Genomic DNA, 20019 nt, shown 5'->3' with positions numbered 1-20019 from the left:
GGGGTGGGCAGCTCGGGGTGGTGTCCGGGACCGCGCTCGATGCCGTGCTCGCGCGCAGGCTCCAGCTCGGGGATCCCGGCGGGCACATGCGGCGGGGGCCCCCCCCCCTTTCCCTGGCCGGGGGCGTCCCCCCCCCAAAGAAAGACCCCCCGGCCCCCCCCGGGGGCGCCCCCGGGCAGGGGAAGGGCGGGGCCCCCCCGCCGCATGTGCCCGCCGGGATCCCCGAGCTGGAGCCTGCGCGCGAGCACGGCATCGAGCGCGGTCCCGGACACCACCCCGAGCTGCCCACCCCCCGCCACAGCCCGCGCAAGCCGCCACCCGGACACGGCTACGCCCATGCCGCCCTGGATGAGCGGGGGGTGGGGGCGGCGAGGTGTGGGCATGGGGGGTCCGTTCTTCGGGGTGGCACGTCGGGGCCGTACGAGGTGTCCGGGGTACGCAACCTGCGGGACCGTAGGTTCCTGCTCCCGAGTGTCACCCCCTCCGGGTCCCCGGCCACCCCACCGAAGGTCCCTACTTGGAGTGCCGGGAGACCTCGGCTCCCGCGAGGAATTGGGCCCGGCCGAGGGCCGGGTGGCCGCTTGCCGTCCCGGACGGGCGCAGGAACGAACTGCCGTCACGGCCTTCTATTGGCACCCTCAATTGAGGTGCCATAGCGCATAACCGGCAATCACGAGGACCAACCCGGCAACGGTGAGGAGAGCACCGAGGAGACGGTGGTACCAAGGCTGGGGCCACATCGCCCCCGAGGGCACCCCGTCAAGCTGCATGGCATGCCGCCGCCGAATGGCCTCGGCCCGCCGCACCGTAATCCCTCGTACGTTGAACGCCCAACTCACTCCACACCACAGCGCGGCGATCCCGCCGACCACAAAAATCCCGATGATCACAGACAACGCCCCGTTTGCCCCTAGGAAAGGGTGGCTCCCTGGATCACGACGTCCCCCTGTCGCCGTCGGCACCCCAAACAGCGTCCAGATCCTCACATCGGACAGTGATCGCCGCATCGGTCAATGCGATTTCATGGACGCATCCTCCATTGTCCGGGAGGATTTCATCGAGCAGGACGGTATCCGCCTGCATCCAGTCGACCGAATGCTCGTAGTCGATCGAGAAGTGAGCAACCTTCGCGTACCGAATGCTAAGACCCGCTTCGTGCTTCCATTGATTGCCGGCGAATTCGAGGGTGAGCGTTCCACTCTTGTCCGTCGCCACATGGATGGCAGCCAGCTCCAGATCCTTCACACAACGGCTGCTCCCCATGCTGTAGTGCCCGGCGTCGGACGCGAACGCCCTCGCACCTGGAGGCAGCTCCTCCTGGATCCGGGGCAACTCAGCCAAGTAGGCAGTCGAATCCAGAAAGAATCCGTTCAGTTCGGGGTCCCAATCAGCCTTCACGAATTTCATTTGCATCCTTCTGCTGCGAGGCGAGGCCTCTGCCATTTTTCTCCGCTGATGTCCTCGGTGCCCTTCGGCCCGATTCGACCAGTCTTTCTCAGAGTGTCGATGGCTCGCCCCTTGAGCGCATTCTCCACACTGGCCGGCACCTGGACATCTGCCGCCGTCGTACCGTGCTTGTTGAACCATCCGTCGCTGCCGAAAATACCGACCTCGCGACCGGATTTATCGTATACGTGGACCTCGAAATCGGTTCCCTTCGTGCCCTCCTGCCACATGTCCAACCGGCCTCGGTAGCCCGCTCCGAGGTCCAGAGGATCCTTCGGACCCCGTGCAGCAAGTCCGAGCGGGTCGCTCCAACCGAGCGGGTCCGCCACATAGGCATGGTGATTGGGGGCCGGCTCCAAACCGAGCGGATCCGGGCTGGCGTACCGAGCGGTTTCGGGGTCGTAATGCCTGAAATAGTTGTAGCTCAGGCCCGTTTCAGGGTCGTCGAACTGGCCGGGAAAGCGCAGGGGGCAGTCGATCTCAGCCGCATCCACAGGAGACGGAAGATGCGTTCCCCACAGACTCGTGCGGCGCTGCCAGGACAACCTGCCCTCAGGCGACACCAATTCAGCCGGAGTGCCGACAGCGTCGGTAATGATCGCGTGGAATCGGGTCGCACAGCCCACAGACGAGTCATCGGCCAGCGTCGAGAGGAAGGACACTCCCGCCTCTCGGACTGTCGGCTTGTGGTCGGTCTGGGTGAGAGGGCGGTGGGTGCCCGGCTCATAGTCCCAGGTGGTGAATCTGCCGTCGGGCGTGCTCTGTTCGGCGAGCCGGGTGTCGTCCCAGGTGAACCGCGTGCGCTCGATGGTCGAGCCGTCCTCTGCCACCCGGTGCTTCGAGATGCGGCGTCCGAGAGGGTCGTACATGTACCGCCAACGTGCGCCGCCGGGCGTGGCGGCCTCCGTCAGGCGGTCCTCGGCGTTCCAGGAGTACGTCCATGTCCGCCGCTGTCCGTTGAGGAGCTTGCGGATCCTGCGGATCAGGCGGCCCTGTGCGTCGTGCTCGTACGTCGTGCGGCCGGCTCGGCGTATGAGGGTGCCGTCGAACTCGCGGCCGCCGGCGGACTCGTGGGCGGGGGCGGTTGCGTGCGAGAGGTTACCCATCGTGTCGTACGCGTACGTCTCGGCCCAGCCATGGGCCCGGACGCCTGTGACTCGACCCATGGCGTCCACGTCGAGCTTCCGGGTTCCCGAGGTGAGTTCGCGGACCTCGGTCAGGTAGCCGTCCGCACGATAGGTGTACGCACGGTGTTGGAGGAGGCGGTCAGCCTCGACGCCTCCCGTCTGCAGAGACTGGGCTGTGAGCCGGTCGGTCGCATCCCAGATCTGGTGGAGCACCACATCGCTGCCTATGCGGCGTTCGTTCTCGCGCCCCGAGGCGTCGTAGGCAAAAGCCAACTCGCCGTGCTTCGAGCGTAGTTGTGCGGGGCGTCCAGCCGCGTCGTAGGTCCACTCGGACACCAGGCCCGATGGGGTGACCCGGCGGACGCGCTGCCCCAGCGGGTCATATGCGAAGGCCGTCGTTCGGCCGTTGACGGTCTCGGCGAGTTCACGGCCGAGCGCATCGCGCCGGGTGACTACGTCGGCGTCCGCGTTGACCGCGCGGACGAGCTCACCCGTCGCGTCGTACTCGTACGAGGTCACCTCGCCCGTGTCCGACCGCTGCTCCGTGACGCGTCCCATCGCGTCCCGGCTGAACCGCAGCGCCTCCCCCGCCCCGTTCGTGCGGGACACCAGGGCGCCCGTCGCATCGTGCGCGTAGGACAAGCTGCGGCCGTTGAAGTCCCTCTCGGCAACCAGCCGACCCGCCTCGTCATACGTGTACGACCAGGTCAGGCCCTGCGGGTTCGTGACTTCGGTCAGGCGGAGCTCGGTGTCGTAGGCGAAGGCGTAGGTCGTGCCGTCGGGGTCGGTGCGGGTAGTCGGTACGTCGAAGGGGCCCACCTCGTGGCTGGTCAGGTTGCCCACTGCGTCGGTGTGGGTGAGGAGGTTGCCTTCGCCGTCCCACGTCCACGACTCCCGGCTGCCGTCGGCGTGTTCGTGCCACTCCGGCTTGCCCTCGACCGTCCAGCCCATGCGGACCACGTGGCCCATCGGGTCGGTCGCCTCCACGACCCGGCCCCAGGCGTCACGGCGCACGGCCGTGGTGTGGCCCAGCTCGTCGGTCACCGCCAGCGGGAGTCCGGCCGCGTTCGGTATGACCGTCCGGGTGTGGCCGAGGGCATCGGTCACGGCGACCAGATGCCCGGACTCGTCGTAGGCGCAACGGGTTTCGGCGCCGAGCGGGTCCGTCGTCGTGAGCAGGTTTCCGGCGGCGTCGTACGTGTGGCGCCAGGTGGCGCCACCTGGGTCGATGACCTCGATCGGCTTTCCGAGGGCGTTGTAGGCGGCCCGCGCGACGGACCGGTCGGGCAGGGTGAGTTCGATGAGGGTGCCGGACTCGTCGTAGACGTAATGCGTGGTCCGTCCCAGCGCGTCCGTGATCGTCAGCGGCTTGTCGCCGCGCTCGTCCCAGTCGGTTCGGGTGGTGTGGCCGAGCGGGCTGGTCTCCTCGACGACCAGGCCCTCAGCGTTGTAGCGGTGGGTCGAGCGGCGGCCCAAGGAGTCCGTGTAGGTCGTGGTACGGGCGGTCTCGTCGTACGTCAGCGAGCCCGACAGAACGCCGTCAACACCCTCGGTGCGCACGACTCGGCCGCGTTGGTCGTAGACGTACGAGAACCAAGTCCCGTTGCGATCCGTCCACTTGGTGATCCGGCCCTGATCGTCGTACGCGTACTTCAGCGGCTCGCCCGAAGAGTTGATTACCTCGGTGAGGTTGCCCTCCTCGTCGTAGCCGTAGGTCATCACCACCGTTCCGGCATCCGACGGCACGTCCCGTGTCTCGTAGGCGGACGGCGCTTCGTCCAAGAGGCGCAGGGCCGTGATGCGGCGACCACGCGTGTCCACGGCGAGGTAGTAGCCGCCGCTGTGGCGCAGGCCGACGGGTATGCCCTCCCCGGAGCGTTCGATGTCGATGCGCGCGCCGTTACGGTCTTGCCAGCTGTCCACCGGCAGCCGGAAGACTCCGAAGGTGTCGGTGGGCAGCGGTGTGCCGAAGCTGCGGACCACCCCTGTGTCGGGGTCGGTCACGGTCATGACGCCGTCGGGCTTGCCGTCCCATTCCAGCGGCCAGCGGGCGCCCTTGGCCGGCAGCACCGGCTCGGCCGCCTTCGGCACCGGGTACACCAGGCGCATACCGTCGGCGGCGGCGAACACCACTCCCTCGCCGTCGATCTGAAGGCACTCGTCGAGGCTTGATATCCACGTCGGGCCGAAGCACGTACCCGCTCGGTACGAGGACAGGTGGGTGCGAGTGAAGACAAGGGGCAGCGCGCCGGGCAGGCTCAGGTCGGTCTGGGTCATCAGCATCGCGCCGGTGGCGACGTCGATGGGCTCGCCGACGCACGGGGTGCGGTCTGCCTGCCGGGCTGCGGGCCCCAGTTCGACCAGGTCGGGACGGAGTGAAGGCGGGCGCAGCATGAAGGGGGTCGGGTTGCTGAAGGCTCCCTCGACGCCGGCCTTCAGGACGCCGCTGCCCGCGCCGAGCGCGCCACCGTAGATCATGCCGTCCTTGGCGGCCTGGTTGATCTCGTCCAGGCTCAGGCCCTTCTGCTGGCCCGTGGCGATCTTCAGGGGCTGGGCGACCGCGAGGTCGACGGTGACCGATTCGATTCCGCCGAAGGCGGCGGCCACCAGGGTCCCTGCCGCGATTTCGGCGACGGTGGCGGAGACCGCGACACCAAGAGTGCCGCCGAGTTCGATGATGGCATCGGCGGCAGCGGCCGCTGCTCCCGAGGCCAGGCCCGCGGTGAGGAAGGCCACGGCGACGCCGCCCGCGATCACGGCCGCATCGATCCCGATCTGAATCCAGAGCTTGTGGATGGCGTGATCGACGGCGTCGGCGAACTTGTCCAGCGCCTCCGCCATCTTGCGAGCCGACTTGGAGAGGTCGCTCAGCCACCCCGCGTTGCCGTCCTTGGCGTACCGGCCCCAGAAGATCTCAAACGCATCGATCGCCTCACCCTTGTTGTTGTGGATGAGAGCGGACGCCGCGTTGTTCACCGGCGTCCGTACGTCGTCGACCGCGTCGGCGAAGGTACGCCAGGCGTCGGCGGCGTGCCGCAGGGTGCCGGAATTGGCGTCCGGCCACCACATCCCCAGCTTGAGCAGGATCTTCTTGGCCTCGTCCTCGACACTCACTCGGAATCATCGCCGTCCGTGGCGTCGACCGGCTTCTTGATCTTCGTGAAGATCCCCGCGATCAACTGGTCGTTGTCCACGTGTCCGTCGGACATGTCGACCATCGCCTCATGGATGCTGACCAGGCCTAGCACCAGGGTGCCCGCCGCGCGCTCGATGACCTTCTGCTGGGGCGCGTACGCGTCGCGGAACGCCTTGCCCTGGTCGTCGTCGCCCCACGGCGCGCCGAATCCGTCGAGAGCGTGAACGAGGTTGGTCAGCGCCGTGCTCAGGTTCGTGGCCTGCTCGTGGAAGACCGGCGCGGTGAGTTTCACATCCGCGATCTTGATGTCCAGAACCTTGCCGTCGTCGCCCATCCGGCACTCCCCGCTTTCCCCGCTGCCCGCCCCAACCTTCCCGACCCTAGGAGCGAGAGGTAAAGGGAAACCCAATCAATCTCCATATGGAGGCAATGGATCCGCTGGGCGAGCGATGGCACAGCCGTGGCCCGCACCCCCGAGGGGTGCGGGCCACGGCTCAACTGCGGCTCCCGGATGGGTACTTGGGGTGGCCAGGGCTACGACGGGTTGCCGTTCGTGACGTAGTTGTGGAGGCCCGGGACGGTCAGGGTGCCGCCGAACTGGCCTGCCTGGCGGACCGTCACGTTGGTGAAGAAGGCGAACGGGACGTTCAGCGGCGGCGGGGTGGCCGGGCTGAAGGTGATCGGGATGAGGCCGAAGAGGTTGCCCTTCAGCTCCTCCGTGTACATCGTCACCGTGCCGTTGCGGATCGTCGAGGTGGAGCCGGAGCGGGCCACGACGTGGGCGGTGGTGGGCGAGCCGCCCACCTCGGGTCCGTACACCTGCTGGTCCAGGTCCTTGATGTCCACGGACGAGGCCGTGAACTTGAGGACCTTCTTGGTGGTGTCGCCGGCCTTGACCTCGACGATGCCCTCGTAGTTCAGACCGCTCAGGGTGAGCATCGAGCTCTTGAGGATCCAGGGCTGAGTGGGCAGCGTCGGAACCCCGCTGTCCTGCTTGGCCGCGGCGAGCGCCTTCGGGTCGGCGGTCGGGCACGGGAAGGCGGGCTTGGCACCGTCGGGGATGGCGGTGTCCTTCTTGGGATCCAATCCCTTTGCCGCGTCCGGGAGTTCGGCGACCTTCTGGCCCGCCTCGTCGGCCGCCTTCTTGATCGCGTCCGCCGTCTTGTCGACCGGCTTGCCCTCGGTGGTGGCGGGCTTGGACGCCTTCGTGGACGGCTTGGGCGCGGCCGTGCTCGCCGACGGCTTCGGCGCGGGGGCCGTCGACGTGCTCGCGGTGGGCGCCGGGCTCGGCGTGTCGTGGATGCCGAACAGACCCTTGAGGGCGTCACCCAGACCCAGCGGGTCGAGCGGGTTGGTCGTCTTGGCGGGCGGCGGGGTCGCGGCCGTGTTCGCCGGAGCGTCCGCCGCGGACGGCTTGGCAGCGGGCTGGGCCGGCTTCAGGAGCTTGTCGACGGTGTCCCCGGCCGAACCCGAGGCCGTGGGCGTGGGCGTCTTGGACTTCGACGCGCTGCCGTCCGGATTCGTGTCGTCCGACTTCGCCGCCGACGGACTCGGCGAGGCCTTGCCCGACGCGCTGCCGGACGGGCTCGGCGAGCCCGAGGGGCTGTCCGAGCGGGTCACACAGGGGCCGGGGGCGAACGGGATGTCCGTCTTGTCGTCGGCCATCGCGAGCTTGGGCGTGAGGCTCATGCCGACCAGGACGGCCGTGGGCATGGCGGCGAGCGCCATCGCCTTGCCCGCGGGCATCTGCCACTTGGTCAGGAGCGACTTCCTCGGGGCCGCGTGGCGCGGCCCTCTTCTTTCCCGCGGGTCGCCGCCTCCGGTCGAGTCCAGCTGCGTCTCGTCACCCCGCACTGTTCCTCCCGCCGTTGGCGTCAACTGTCGTATCGGTTGCGGCGGTTCCCGGCTGTCCTTCACGCGGGCCGGGCACGGTCTCGTCGCCCGCGGCGGGCGCGGGGCCCTCGGGCGCCGGACCGGCGGCCGGCGCGGCCCGCCCCTTGGCCTTGCTGGGCACCCACGCCACGGAGAGCGCGCCGCCGAGCATCGCGAGCAGGAAGCCGATGACAAAGCCGCCGATATTGGCCACGGGCAGGGAGATCAGCGCGAGCAGGATGGCCGCGACACCCGCGAACGTCCGCACCACGCTGTGGAACCACATGGTCAGACCGAGCGTGACCAGCAGGACGCCGATGATCAGCGAACCGGCACCGGCGGTCGTGGACATGGCCAGCGTGATGTTGCCGAGGTGCATGTTGGCGTACGGGAAGTACGCGATGGGCACGCCGCCGGCCATCGTGAACAGGCCCGCCCAGAACGGGCGACTGCCCCGCCAGGCCCGGAAACGAAGACGCCAGTACTGGAAGTCGCGGGAACCCGTGGTCTCGGCGCTCATGGAAAACAGCTCCCTGGAACCGCTGTTGCTGTGAAAAAGGAGAGGGTCCCGGCGGCCGGGGAGTGCGTGGGGCACCCCCGGCCGTCAGGCGGGGTGCTTAGTAGCACTCCTTGCTGCCCTGGTAGAGCCGCAGGCTGAGGCCGCTGAGCTTGAAGGTGCCGGCGGTCGTCGCCCACGCCTTCTGCTTGACGTTCGACAGCGTCGCCACCTCGGCGCGCTGGGCGAATCCGTACGGGTTCACCTGGGGCTTGGCGTTCGGCTGAATGCCCGTCTTGTTGGACGGGTCTCCGGCGGCCACGCCGATGTCGATGTTCTTGAACTCCGCGTCGGTGTCGAGCTCGGCGACATCGAGGTAGAGGTTCGTCGCCTCGACGGGCTTGTCGGCCTGCGTACCGGCGTTCAGCTGCAGCGTGATGCTGCCGAAGAACGGCACGTCCGGGGTCACGACCGACTGGCACATGTTGCTGATCGTCGCGTCACTGAAGCCGGACACCACGACGGGGTGTGCGGCGTCCTTGCCGTTCAGGTCCTTGCCGGTCGCGATCGATCCGTACTGGATCAGGTTGTGACCGACGAGCTTGTCCGCCCGGACCTTGAACTCCTGGCCGGACACGCTGAACGAGGCGGCGAGCGCACCCTGTGCCAGGCCGACGCCTATCGCGGCCGTCGCGGCCACGCTCGGCACCATGACCAGCGCGAACCGCTTCCATCTGGTCCCGCCACGTACTTGGGACTCCATGACTTTCCTCCTTCTCGGACGTACATCTCCGGGACGGACCCTCAAGGGCTGTCACGGGATGGGAGAAGTGCTACGTCCTCGGGAAGGGGAGCGCACGGGAGGTCGACCGCGTACGACTCGCGCACTTCGTCCGACACCGGCGATCACCCCCGAGCGACAACCACTGGCCACGCGTTCGCGCAACCTGCTGGACAGGCCCTGCCGGAGAGCAGAGACCCCCCTGTCCACGGCCGGTGCCACTGCCACCGGCCGGCCCGGTGGGGACCCAAATGGGCGGCAGCGCCGAGTGGCTGTCGGGCTGGTGCGTTATTGGACCGAGCGTGGCCGATCGTGGTGCATTCGGGGCCGCGGCACAAGGGGGATCGTTACTAGCCAGTAACGGCCCGATAACCGAAGCGCGACCGGTCGGCATCGGCCGGGCACGCAGGGTGCCGCCGAGTGACCGGACAGAAGAGGAAATCGCCGCTGAAATGCGGACGTAAGAAGCGGCTCAACTTACTGCAAGTAACAGCGGCCGCGTTTACCAAGTTTTGGCAAAACGCGGCCGCCTCTTGTCTCTCTGTCGCCAAATCGTCCGTCGCGTACCGCGTTCGGCACTCATTCGGTGACAGGTTCATGAACGCCCGAAGGCGTTCACAGGTGGTTCAGAAGAGCACCCTCGCCAGCGCGGTTCGCGCCGCCGTGACGCGCGGGTCGTCCCCGCCGATCACCTCGAAGAGCTCAAGGAGCCGGACCCGGGCCGCGTCGCGGTCGTCACCGAACGTGCGCCGCACGGTCTCGACGAGCCGTCCGAAGGCGTCCTCGACATGACCGCCGACCAGATCGAGGTCGGCCGCCGCGATCTGCGCCGCCACGTCGGCGGGCTTCTCGGCGGCCTCCTTGCGGACCTGCTGGGGGTCGAGCGACTGGACGCGCTGGAGCAGTTCCGCCTGCGCCAGGCCGAGCTTCGCCTCCGGGTTGCCCGGGTCGTCGCTCAGCACGTTCCGGTACGCCTGGACCGCGCCGCCCAGATCACCCGAGTCCAGGGCGACCACGGCGGCTTCGAGCAGTGCGTCGTACGGGCCCGCCGGGGCCTGCGCCGGTTCGGCCGCGGGGGCCGCCGCGTCCGGGTCGACCGCGATGCCGGTCAGGCCGAAGCGCTCCTCCGCGACCTGCACCAGCTGGTCGAGGGTCTCGCGGATCTGCGCCTCGGGAGCCGCGCCCTGGAAGAGCGGCAGCGCCTGGCCGGCGACCACCGCGAAGACCGCCGGGATCCCCTGGATCCCGAACTGCTGCATCAGCATCTGGTTGGCGTCGACGTCGATCTTGGCAAGGAGGAAACGGCCGTTGTACTCGACGGCGAGGCGTTCGAGCAGCGGGCCGAGCTGCTTGCAGGGCTCGCACCACTCGGCCCAGAAGTCGATGACGACCGGCACCTCGGAGGAGCGCGTCAGGACATCGCGTTCGAAGGAGGCCTCGTCGACATCGATGACGAGGGCGGACGGCGCGACCGCCGGGACCCCGCCCTGGCGGGCTGCCTCGGCTCGCGCCTGCTCCGCCTTGCTCTTGGCCTCACCGGCCGCCTTCACCGCGGCGAGGTCGACGACGCCGCTCATGGACATGTTCCTAGGCTGCATGCGTACATCCTCCCCCTTCCGCGACGGTGCGTGGTGATCCGGTGGCAGGATCCGGGCCCACCCATTGCCTCCCGCCGGAGTGCGAGACTCTGCGAGACAACGGACGGGCCGCGGATCTTTCCTGGTGGCACCAGGGTCCCCACCCCGGCGCCGTGTGACATGTGGTTGTCGCGGAAGGCCGCTCAAGGCTTTCGCTACGAGCCGTAGCGTAACTGGTGCGGACCCGGCGCACAGGGTGATCTCGCGCACACCGCGTGCCCTCTGGCGCGATTGCTACCGGCCGGTATGGTCGCCGTCATGCCTTCTTCATCCCGAGCCGCGAGACCGTCCTGTACGGGTCGTACGGGTCGGCCCCGCAGCGCCGAGGCCGATGCCGCGATCCTGCTGGCGACCCGGGAGGCGCTGGTCGACGTCGGCTGGTCGAAGTTCACGATGGGGGACGTGGCGACGCGGGCCGGGGTGGCCAAGACGACGCTCTACCGCCGCTGGGCCGGCAAGAACGAGCTCGTCGTGGACGCGGTCGCGGTCCTCTTCGACGAGCTCGAACTCCCGGACCTGGGCAGCCTGGTGGCCGATGTGGAGGGCGTCGTCCTCCAGTTCGCGGCGCTGTTGGAGCGCCCCGAGACGAAGACCGCGCTGATGGCGGTGGTGGCCGAATCCACCCGGGACGACGCGCTGCGCGGGCGGATCCGCTCGGCCATCGTGGACCGTCAGAAGCGGCTGGTTCTGATCGGCCGCGAACGCGCCCAGGCCCGCGGCGAACTCCCCTACGAGGCCGACCCGACCGTCTCCGCCCGCCACACCGACCTCATCTTCGACGTGGTGGCGGGCGCGGTCGTGCACCGGGCGCTGGTCAGCGCGGAACCGGTGGACGAGGAGTGGGCCCGCGACTTCACCCTCCTGATCTGCTCGGGGTTGGCCGCGACGGCCTGAAGTCGGACCGGCTTCGGGCCGGGTCCTCGGGCCCGGGCAGGGGCGGGCTCAGACCTGATAGCGGGTCGGCGCGAACAGGGCGAGGTTCTCCTCGACCCAGGCCGACGTCTTCTTCAGGCCTTCTTCCAGGCTCATTTCCGGCTCCCAGCCCGCCCACTCGCGGGCCCGCGTGTTGTCGGAAAGCAGTCGCTCCACCTCGCTGCCCGAGGGGCGCAGGCGCGCCGGGTCGACCACGACCGAGGCCTCGCGGCCCGATGCGGCGATGAGCGCCTCGGCGAGGTCGCCGATCGCTATCTCGCGGCCCGTGCCCAGGTTCACGACCTCGCCGAGCGCCCGGTCGCACTCGGCCACCGCGAGGAAGCCCCGCGCGGTGTCGGTGACGTACGTGAAGTCGCGGGTCGGGGTGAGCGAGCCGAGCTTGATCTCCCGTACGCCCGCGTGCAGTTGGGCCAGGATCGTGGGGATCACGGCGCGGGCGGACTGGCGCGGGCCGTAGGTGTTGAAGGGGCGCACCACCGTCACCGGGAGCTCGAAGGCGTGCCAGTGCGAGAGCGCCATCATGTCGGCGCCGATCTTGGACGCGGAGTACGGCGACTGGGGCTGGAGCGGGTGCTGCTCGCTGATCGGCGCGGTCAGGGCGGTCCCGTACACCTCGCTGGTGGAGGTGTGGACGAGGCGGCGCACCGAGTGGCGGCGGCAGGCCTCGGCGATGTTCTCGGTGCCGACGACGTTCGTCTGGACGTAGGCGCCCGGGGAGTCGTAGCTGTACGGGATGCCGATGAGGGCGGCGAGGTGGAAGACCGTGTCGCAGCCGGCGACCGCGTCCGAGACCCGGCCCGCGTCGCGGACGTCCCCGGAGACCATCTCCACCTGGGGGTGGCCGATGAGGTGGGCGAGGAAGCCCTTCTCGGCGTACGGCTTGTAGTGCACGAACGCCCTGACGTTCGCACCGAGTTCGACCAGCAGGTCGACCAGCGTCGAGCCGATGAAGCCCTCCGCGCCGGTGACGAGGACGGTGCGGTTCTGCCACGTGTTGACAGTGCTCATGCTGCGTACTCCCTGGTGTACGAGGTGGGGTAGGAGGCGAGTTCGAGGACCTTGGCGGCCAGCAGGTCGGCGGCCCGGGCGTGGTTGCCGGGGTCGGCGGCGCCGCTCATCGCGGCGAGCCGGGCCGGGTCGGCCAGGAGCGGTTCGATGAGGCCGGCCAGGCGGAACGCGGTGGTCTCGGCGTCCGGGACGAGCAGGCCGGCGCCCGCGTCGGAGAGGACCCGCGCGTTGTGGGTCTGGTGGTCGCCGGGCGCGTGCGGGTAGGGCACGAGGACGGCGGGCACCCCGGTCGCGGCGAGTTCGGCGACGGTCGCCGAGCCGGCCCGGCACACCACGAGGTCGGCGGCCGCGTACGCGAGGTCCATCCGGTCGAGGTAGGGCACGGCCCGCGCACCCGGAAGGGCTGCCAACTGCCGCTCGGTGTCGGCCAGTTGGGCCGGTCCGGTCTTGATGAGGAGGTGGACGTCGGCCCGCTCCCGCCAGCGTTCGGCCAGACCGATCGCCGCGGCGGTGAGCCGGGCCGCGCCCAGGCTGCCGCCGTTGACGAGGACGAGGCGCGCCCCGGGCGGCACTCCTAGCGCCCGCCGGGCCTCGGTGCGCAGCGCCGTGCGGTCGAGCGCGGCGAGCGCGGCGGCGATGGGCATGCCGGTGGTGACGGCGTCCTGGCCGCCCGCCAGATGGGCCCGGCTGCGGTCGAAGGCGACCGCGATGTTGGAGGTGAGCCGGGCCGCGAACTGGTTGGCACGGCCCGGCACGGCGTTGGACTCGTGGATGAGGCTGGGCAGCCCGGCCATCTTGGCGCCGACGATGACCGGCGCGCTCGGGTAGCCGCCCATGCCGACCGCGACCTGGGCGCGCTGCGCCTTGAGGATGGCCCGGCACTGCGCGCCCGACTTCAGCAGCGCGGCGGGCAGCAGATACCGCTTGGCGCCGAGCGAGGGGTCGAAGGGGATCATGTCGACGGTGTGCAGGTGGTACCCGGCGCCGGGTATGAGCTTGCCCTCCAGGCCCCGGGTCGTGCCGACGAAGGAGATCACCGCGTCGGGGACGGCCCGCCGCAGCGCCTCGGCGAGCGCGAGTCCGGGGTAGATGTGCCCGCCGGTACCGCCCGCCCCGATCACTACTGACAATGGTGTGCGCATGGCACCGAGGTTCACGGGGCGGCTTAAGAGGGTTCTAAGAGCGCTGTTTGGCAGGCTTTGCCCATGAGCACCACACGCGCGGTCAGAATTCTCGTCGTCGACGACGAGCCGGAGGTACGGGCGGCCGTCGAGGACGGCCTCGCGGTCGAGGGGTACGAGGTGAAGGGCGCCCAGGACGGGCTCGCGGCGCTCTCCGAGGTGGCCGCCTGGCGGCCGGACGCGATCGTCCTGGACGTGATGATGCCGGTCCTCGACGGCCTCGGGGTGTGCCGCCAGCTGCGCGCGATGGGTGACCGCACCCCGGTCCTGGTCCTCACCGCGCTGGATTCGGTGAGCGAGCGCGTGGACGGCCTGGAGGCGGGCGCGGACGACTACCTGGTCAAACCCTTCGCCCTGGACGAACTCATCGCGCGCGTAAGGGCGTTGCTGCGCCGGGCGGCACCTGACCCGGCCGAGCAGCAGGAGCTGCGGTACGCGGATCTGGTGGTGGATCCGGTGGCGCACACCGCCCGCCGGGGCGAGCGTCCGATCGACTTCACGCGGACCGAGTTCGCCCTGCTGGAACTTCTGATGCGCAACCCGGGACAGGTGCTTCCGAGGGAGCTGATCCACGAGCTGGTCTGGGGCCGCGACTTCGGCCCGGACTCCAACTCCCTAGCGGTGTACGTGGGTTATCTGCGGCGCAAGCTGGAGGCGGCGGGCGAGCCGCGCCTGGTCCACACCGTGCACGGCGTCGGCTACCGCCTGGACGTCTCGTGAGCTCCCGGCGGCGCCTGGGCGCCCGCTGGCGCCGTCACCGCCCGCTGCGCACCCGGCTCGCGGTGGCCGCGACCGCCGCGGTGGCGCTGGTCGCGGTCGGCGTGTGCACGGCCGCGTTCTTCGTGATCCAGTACGAGCTCTACCACCAGCTCAACCTGAACCTGACCCAGTCGGCGACGCTGGCCATCCAGCAGAACCGGGGCCAGGCCCCCGGCGTGCTCGCCGGCGAGTGCCGCTTCCTGTCCGCCCCCGCCTGCGCGCAGATCGTCCCGGCCGACCCGGCGAAGGACCCTTCCCAGCCCTACCTCCTGCCGGTGAGCCCGCCCGTGCGCGAGGTCGCCTCCGGAGACCGCAACGCCTACTTCACCAACATCACGCTGCCCGGCGGCGAGCCCGCGCGGATGCTCACCACGGCCTTCGGCGGCGGCAAGTCGCTGCAGGTGGCGCTGCGTTCGGACGCGGTGCGCAAGGGCGTGAGCCAGGCGGCCGGACTCCTGAGCGGGGTGGGGGCGGCGGGCGTGCTGCTCGCGGCCGCGCTCGGCTACTGGGTGTCCCGCACCGGACTCGCCCCCGTGGCCCGGCTCACCGCGACGGCCGAGCACATCGCGGCCACGCGTGACCCGAGCCACCGCATCGAGCTGCCGCCCGGCCCGCCGGACAAGGAGGACGAGGTGACCCGGCTCGCGGCGTCCTTCAACACGATGCTGGGCGAGCTGGAGCAGTCGGTGACGGCCCAGCGCCGCCTGGTCGCCGACGCGTCCCACGAACTGCGCACCCCTTTGACCGCGCTGCGCACGAACGCCGAGCTGCTTGCCCGGGCCGACCGTCTGACGCCGGCCCAGCGCGACCGGGCCTCCGCTGCCCTGGGCCGCCAGATCCGAGAGGTGTCCGTCCTGGTCAACGACCTGATCGACCTGGCGAGGGACGAGGAGCCGACGCCGCTCCTGGAGGAGGTCCGGTTGGCCCCGCTGCTCGCGCACACGGTGGATACGGCCCGTACGCACTGGCCGGCGACGCCGTTCCAGCTGGAGCTGTCCGACGCGTCGGCGACCCTGCCCGGCGTGCCGGGGCGCCTCGCTCGCCTGATCTCCAACCTCCTGGACAACGCGGCGAAGTTCAGCCCGCCGGGGGCGCCGGTGGAAGTGGTGCTGCTGGCGGGCGAGTTGACGGTACGGGACCACGGGCCCGGTATCGCCCCGGCCGACCTCCCCCATGTCTTCGACCGCTTCTACCGGGCGGAGCAGGCGCGGGCGTTGCCGGGGTCGGGGCTGGGGTTGGCGATGGCCCGGCAGATCGCGCGGGCGCACGGAGCCGACCTGACGGCCCATCAGGCCCCGGGCGGCGGAGCCCTGTTCCGCCTGACGCTCCCGAGCGAGCCAGGCGGGCCAGCCTGAGCCCCTGGGGCTCCGCCCCCAGACCCCATTCGCGCCTCAAGGGCGCTCGTCCTCAAACTCCCCCAAGGCCTCAAGGGCCAGGGGGGACCCCCATGACGGGCTGAAATGCCCCGATGCGGGCCTGCACCCGACCTGCCAGGGGCGCGGGGAACTGCGCGAGCAACCACCCACGTCCCGCACTGGACATCTCACCCCCGGCGGGTTTCGGGAAGGGGCGGGGTAGGGGGCAAAACGGGGTCAGAAGCCCGGAGGCTCCGTGTACGTGCCCCACTCGTCGCGGAGCACCCCGCAGATCTCACCCAGCGTCGCCTCCGCCCGCACCGCGTCCAGCATCGGCACGATCATGTTGGAGCCGTCCCGGGCGGCGGCCAGCATCGCGTCGAGGGCGGCGCGCACCGCCCCGTCGTCGCGGCGCGACTTGCGGTCGACCAGGACCCGCACCTGCTCGCGCTCCACCTCGTGGCTGACCCGCAGGATCTCCAGGTCACCGGTGACCGAACCGTGGTGGCAGTTGACGCCCACGACCCGCTTGTCGCCCTTCTCCAGGGACTGCTGGTAGCGGAAGGCCGACTCGGCGATCTCGCCGGTGAACCAGCCGTCCTCGATGCCGCGCAGGATCCCGGACGTGATCGGACCGATCGGGTGCTGCCCGTCGGGGTGCGCCCGCGTGCCCCGCTCCTTTATCTGCTCGAAGATCTTCTCCGCGTCCGACTCGATCCGGTCGGTGAGCTGCTCCACGTACCAGGAGCCGCCCAGCGGGTCGGCGACGTTCGCGACGCCGGTCTCCTCCATCAGCACCTGCTGCGTGCGCAGCGCGATCTCGGCGGCCTGCTCGCTGGGCAGCGCGAGGGTCTCGTCCAGCGCGTTGGTGTGCAGCGAGTTGGTGCCGCCGAGCACGGCCGCGAGGGCCTCCACGGCGGTGCGTACGACGTTGTTGTACGGCTGCTGCGCGGTCAGCGAAACCCCGGCGGTCTGGGTGTGGAACCGCAGCCACTGCGCCTTGTCCGACTGGGCGCCGTACACCTCCTTCATCCAGCGGGCCCAGATGCGGCGCGCCGCACGGAACTTGGCGATCTCCTCGAAGAAGTCCACGTGCGCGTCGAAGAAGAAGGAGAGCCCGGAGGCGAAGACGTCCACGTCCAGGCCCCGGCTGAGGCCCAGTTCCACGTAGCCGAAGCCGTCGGCCAGGGTGTACGCCAGCTCCTGCGCGGCCGTCGCCCCGGCCTCGCGGATGTGGTAGCCGGAGACCGACAGCGGCTTGTACGCGGGGATGCCGCGCGCGCAGTGCTCCATCAGGTCGCCGATGAGGCGCAGATGGGGCTCGGGCTGGAAGAGCCACTCCTTCTGCGCGATGTACTCCTTGAAGATGTCCGTCTGGAGCGTGCCGTTGAGGATGCCCGGGTCGACCCCTTGGCGCTCCGCGGCCACCAGGTACATGCAGAAGACGGGCACGGCCGGCCCGCTGATGGTCATGGATGTGGTGACATCGCCCAGCGGGATGTCCTTGAACAGGACCTCCATGTCGGCGGCCGAGTCGATGGCGACGCCGCAGTGGCCCACCTCGCCGAGCGAGCGGGGGTCGTCGGAGTCGCGGCCCATGAGGGTGGGCATGTCGAAGGCGACGCTCAGCCCGCCGCCGCCGGCGGCCAGGATCATCTTGTAGCGCTCATTGGTCTGCTCGGCGTTGCCGAACCCGGCGAACTGCCGGATCGTCCACGTACGCCCCCGGTAGCCGGTCGGGTACAGGCCACGGGTGAAGGGGTACTCCCCGGGCCAGCCGATCCGTTCGAACCCGTCGTAGGTGTCGCCGGGCCGGGGCCCGTACGCCGGGTCCACGGGGTCCCCGGAGAGCGTGGTGAAGTCCGCGTCGCGCTTGCGGGCCTTGTCGTAACGGGCCTGCCAGCGACGGCGGCCTTCTTCGATGGCGTCAGCGTCCATGACTCAAATTTACTTGGACGTCCTAGTAAATGTCGATGGCCGACCGCCGCGCATTGCTCACGCGGCGGTGGGTCGGGCTTGTGCCGTCAGGCGCGGGCGCCCGCGGGGACGCCGTCCGCGAGCCTGGACTCCAGTTCCTTGGAGACCTTGCGCTCGACGAAGAAGGCGGCGGTGGGGATCGTGCCGGCGATCAGCACCCACAGCTGCTTGCCGACCGGCCACTTCGCCTTGGAGCCCAGGTCGAAGGCGAAGACGAGGTAGATCACGTACAGCCAGCCGTGGGCGATGCCGACGACCTTCGTGAAGTCCGCGGCGCCGTTCATGTCGAGGATGTACTTGGCGATCACGCCGAGGGTCAGCAGGACCAGCAGCACGCCGGTGACGTACGCCATCACCCGGTAGCGGGTCAGCACGCTCTTTTTCATGCGGTCGAGCGTAACCGGACATGCGGGGCGATCTTCGCCCGGGTCCCGCAGCCCTGGGGCTCCGCCCCAGACCCCGTTGGCCCCACCCCACCCCTTCCCGAAACCCGCCGGGGGTGTTGATGCTTCGGCTGCGGACCGTGCGTGGCCGGTCGCGCAGTTCCCCGCGCCCCTGGCAGGGTGCGAACCAGGCATCCCCAGCGGGGATGGGCTATTCCTCGAAGTCGTTCGCCGCCACCCGCAGGGGCCGCAGCATCGCGAAGATCTCCCCGCACTCCTCCGCGTCGTAGACGCCGAGCCCGAACTCCATCGCCATCAGGTCGCGCGTGGCCTGTTCCACCACCTCACGGCCCTTGTCCGTGATGGACGCCAGGGTCCCGCGGCCGTCGTTCGGGTTCGGGCGCTTGTCCACGAGGCCCGACTTCACGAGGCGGTCCACCGTGTTGGTGACCGAGGTGGGGTGGACCATCAGGCGCTCGCCGATCTTCGACATCGGCAGCTCCCCCTCCTTGGAGAAGGTCAGCAGCACCAGCGCCTCGTACCGCGCGAAGGTCAGCCCGTAGGGCTTCACCACCGCGTCGACCTCGGCGAGCAGGATCTGGTGCGCCCGCATGATCGAGGTGATCGCCCCCATCGAGGGCACGGGTCCCCAGCGCTGCTGCCAGAGTTCGTCGGCTCGGGCGATGGGATCGAAGGGAAGGCTGAGCGGCTTGGGCACCCGTCGACCTTACCCACTGGTCACATGCCGGTCAGCCCCGTCTCGAAGTTCGGTACCGGACCGCCCGGCATGGCGCTCCCCCACGCAGAGTGACCGTTATGTCACTATTGCCCGGTTCCATGTAAATCATTCAGAACATCCCGTCCAGACCCTTGTCGCCCCCAGGGGGCCTGATGTCCCGGTACAGAACCCTCCCGTGCAGAGCCCTGCTCGCCGCGGCCCTGCTCGCCGCCGTCGCCGGCTGCTCGTTCGGCGCCGACCCCGACGAGGCGCCCGTGGCCCGGGCCCACACCCCGGCGGAGGCCGAGGCCGCCCCCGCGCCCGCGCCCGGCTCTCCCTTCTGGGTGGACCCGGAGAGCGACGCGGCCCGGCAGATCAGGATCTATCAGCGGCAGGGCCGGACCGCCGACGCCCAGGCGCTGCGGCGGATCGCGGACCGGCCGGTGGCCACCTGGCCGTCCGGGGACAACCCGCAGCCCGGCATCCGCAGGGCCGTCGAGGGCGCCGCCAAGGACAAGCGGACCGCGCTGTTCGTGGCGTACAACATTCCGCACCGCGACTGCGGCAAGTACTCGGCGGGCGGGGCGAACGGGGTCGACGGCTACCGCGCCTGGTACGGGATGTTCGCCGAGGCGATCGGCGACGCCCCGGCGGTCGTGATCCTGGAGCCGGACGCGGTCGCCCACATGGTCGACGGGTGCACGACGCCCGAGCATCACGCCGAGCGCTATCAGCTCCTCAACGAGGCGATTCGGTATTTCAAGAAGCTGCCCGACACCAAGGTCTATCTCGATGCCGGCAACCCTTCGTGGCTCCCGGATCCCTACAGCCTCGTCGAGCCCCTGCGGCGGGCCGGGATCGAGAACGCCGACGGGTTCGCGCTGAACGTCTCCAACTTCCAGACCGACGCGACGGTACGGGCGTACGGGGCGAAGGTGTCCCAGGGGCTCGGCGGCAAACACTTCGTCATGGACACCAGCCGCAACGGCGAGGGCCCCCTGCGCGGCGACCGCGACCAGGCCTGGTGCAATCCCCCGGGCCGGTCCCTGGGGACGCCGCCGTCGGTCAGCACCGGGGATCCGCTCGTCGACGCGTTCCTGTGGATCAAGCGGCCGGGCGACTCGGACGGGCCCTGCCGGGGCGGCCCGTCCGCCGGGACCTGGTGGCCGGAGTACGCCCTCGGGCTCGCCAAGCGCGCCCGGTTCTGACA

General features: G+C 70.0%; 16 protein-coding genes. 4 read left to right on the top strand and 12 right to left on the bottom strand.

The genetic code is table 11. The features are described from left to right. Window positions 1–933: 933 nt before the first annotated feature. From ADK54_RS20065 to ADK54_RS20035, 7 genes are all read right to left on the bottom strand, one after another. Window positions 934–1407 (bottom strand): hypothetical protein, encoded by a 474-nt coding sequence (locus ADK54_RS20065; protein WP_053727045.1) that lies wholly within the window; start codon window positions 1405–1407, stop codon window positions 934–936. After that, the gene (locus ADK54_RS20060; protein WP_078966490.1) at window positions 1404–5642 is read right to left on the bottom strand and encodes a DUF6531 domain-containing protein; all 4239 of its coding nucleotides are present in this window, start codon (window positions 5640–5642) and stop codon (window positions 1404–1406) included. The genes ADK54_RS20065 and ADK54_RS20060 overlap by 4 nt, the downstream gene beginning before the upstream one ends. 41 nt (window positions 5643–5683) lie before the next feature. Further along, window positions 5684–6043, bottom strand: a complete 360-nt coding sequence (locus tag ADK54_RS20055; protein ID WP_053727044.1) for a hypothetical protein — start codon at window positions 6041–6043, stop codon at window positions 5684–5686. 200 nt (window positions 6044–6243) lie between these two features. After that, window positions 6244–7563, bottom strand: coding sequence for a hypothetical protein (locus ADK54_RS20050; protein WP_053727043.1), 1320 nt, complete (start codon window positions 7561–7563; stop codon window positions 6244–6246). Then, the gene (locus ADK54_RS20045) at window positions 7553–8101 is read right to left on the bottom strand and encodes a DUF6114 domain-containing protein (protein WP_053727042.1); all 549 of its coding nucleotides are present in this window, start codon (window positions 8099–8101) and stop codon (window positions 7553–7555) included. Before ADK54_RS20045 ends, ADK54_RS20050 begins: the two co-directional genes overlap by 11 nt. 97 nt (window positions 8102–8198) lie before the next feature. Next, window positions 8199–8840 (bottom strand): DUF6230 family protein, encoded by a 642-nt coding sequence (locus ADK54_RS20040; RefSeq protein WP_053727041.1) that lies wholly within the window; start codon window positions 8838–8840, stop codon window positions 8199–8201. A 644-nt stretch (window positions 8841–9484) separates the two neighbouring features. Continuing rightward, on the bottom strand, window positions 9485–10456 hold the full coding sequence (locus ADK54_RS20035; RefSeq protein ID WP_053727040.1) for a tetratricopeptide repeat protein: 972 nt from the start codon (window positions 10454–10456) through the stop codon (window positions 9485–9487). Between the two features lie 297 nt (window positions 10457–10753). Here ADK54_RS20035 and ADK54_RS20030 point away from each other — a divergent pair, with 297 nt between their 5' ends. Then, on the top strand, window positions 10754–11389 hold the full coding sequence (locus ADK54_RS20030; RefSeq protein WP_053727049.1) for a TetR/AcrR family transcriptional regulator: 636 nt from the start codon (window positions 10754–10756) through the stop codon (window positions 11387–11389). A gap of 48 nt (window positions 11390–11437) precedes the next feature. On the opposite strand, the gene ADK54_RS20025 is transcribed toward ADK54_RS20030, so the two are convergent. Together ADK54_RS20025 and ADK54_RS20020 are read right to left on the bottom strand one after the other, a co-directional pair. Continuing rightward, complete coding sequence (locus ADK54_RS20025; protein WP_053727039.1) at window positions 11438–12436, bottom strand: GDP-mannose 4,6-dehydratase; 999 nt, start codon at window positions 12434–12436, stop codon at window positions 11438–11440. Next, window positions 12433–13578, bottom strand: coding sequence for a UDP-N-acetylglucosamine--N-acetylmuramyl-(pentapeptide) pyrophosphoryl-undecaprenol N-acetylglucosamine transferase (locus ADK54_RS20020; RefSeq protein WP_053727038.1), 1146 nt, complete (start codon window positions 13576–13578; stop codon window positions 12433–12435). The genes ADK54_RS20025 and ADK54_RS20020 overlap by 4 nt, the downstream gene beginning before the upstream one ends. Window positions 13579–13641: 63 nt before the next feature. Here ADK54_RS20020 and ADK54_RS20015 point away from each other — a divergent pair, with 63 nt between their 5' ends. After that, window positions 13642–14337, top strand: a complete 696-nt coding sequence (locus ADK54_RS20015; protein ID WP_053727037.1) for a response regulator transcription factor — start codon at window positions 13642–13644, stop codon at window positions 14335–14337. After that, window positions 14334–15731 carry a sensor histidine kinase gene (locus tag ADK54_RS20010; protein ID WP_053727036.1) on the top strand — a complete coding sequence of 466 codons (1398 nt, stop codon included), beginning with the start codon at window positions 14334–14336 and terminating at the stop codon, window positions 15729–15731. Before ADK54_RS20015 ends, ADK54_RS20010 begins: the two co-directional genes overlap by 4 nt. Window positions 15732–15968: 237 nt before the next feature. Here ADK54_RS20010 and ADK54_RS20005 read toward each other — a convergent pair whose 3' ends face one another. The 3 genes from ADK54_RS20005 to ADK54_RS19995 all read right to left on the bottom strand — a co-directional run bounded on the left by ADK54_RS20005 (window position 15969) and on the right by ADK54_RS19995 (window position 18809). After that, the gene (locus tag ADK54_RS20005) at window positions 15969–17669 is read right to left on the bottom strand and encodes an acyl-CoA mutase large subunit family protein (protein ID WP_053727035.1); all 1701 of its coding nucleotides are present in this window, start codon (window positions 17667–17669) and stop codon (window positions 15969–15971) included. 86 nt (window positions 17670–17755) lie between these two features. Next, window positions 17756–18094 carry a DUF3817 domain-containing protein gene (locus tag ADK54_RS20000; RefSeq protein WP_053727034.1) on the bottom strand — a complete coding sequence of 113 codons (339 nt, stop codon included), beginning with the start codon at window positions 18092–18094 and terminating at the stop codon, window positions 17756–17758. Window positions 18095–18302: 208 nt separating this feature from the next. Then, entirely contained in the window at window positions 18303–18809 is a 507-nt protein-coding gene (locus ADK54_RS19995) for a MarR family winged helix-turn-helix transcriptional regulator (protein WP_053727033.1), read from the bottom strand. Between the two features lie 173 nt (window positions 18810–18982). On the opposite strand from ADK54_RS19995, the gene ADK54_RS19990 reads away from it, so the two are divergent. After that, window positions 18983–20017: a glycoside hydrolase family 6 protein gene (locus tag ADK54_RS19990; protein WP_053727032.1), complete on the top strand. Its 1035-nt coding sequence runs from the start codon at window positions 18983–18985 to the stop codon at window positions 20015–20017. Window positions 20018–20019 lie beyond the last annotated feature (2 nt).

It is taken from the genome of Streptomyces sp. WM6378 (genome assembly GCF_001279695.1).
In the GTDB taxonomy this organism is placed as follows: Bacteria; Actinomycetota; Actinomycetes; order Streptomycetales; family Streptomycetaceae; genus Streptomyces.
Note: the sequence above shows the minus strand (reverse complement) of the source record. Positions and strands in the feature narration are given on the sequence as shown.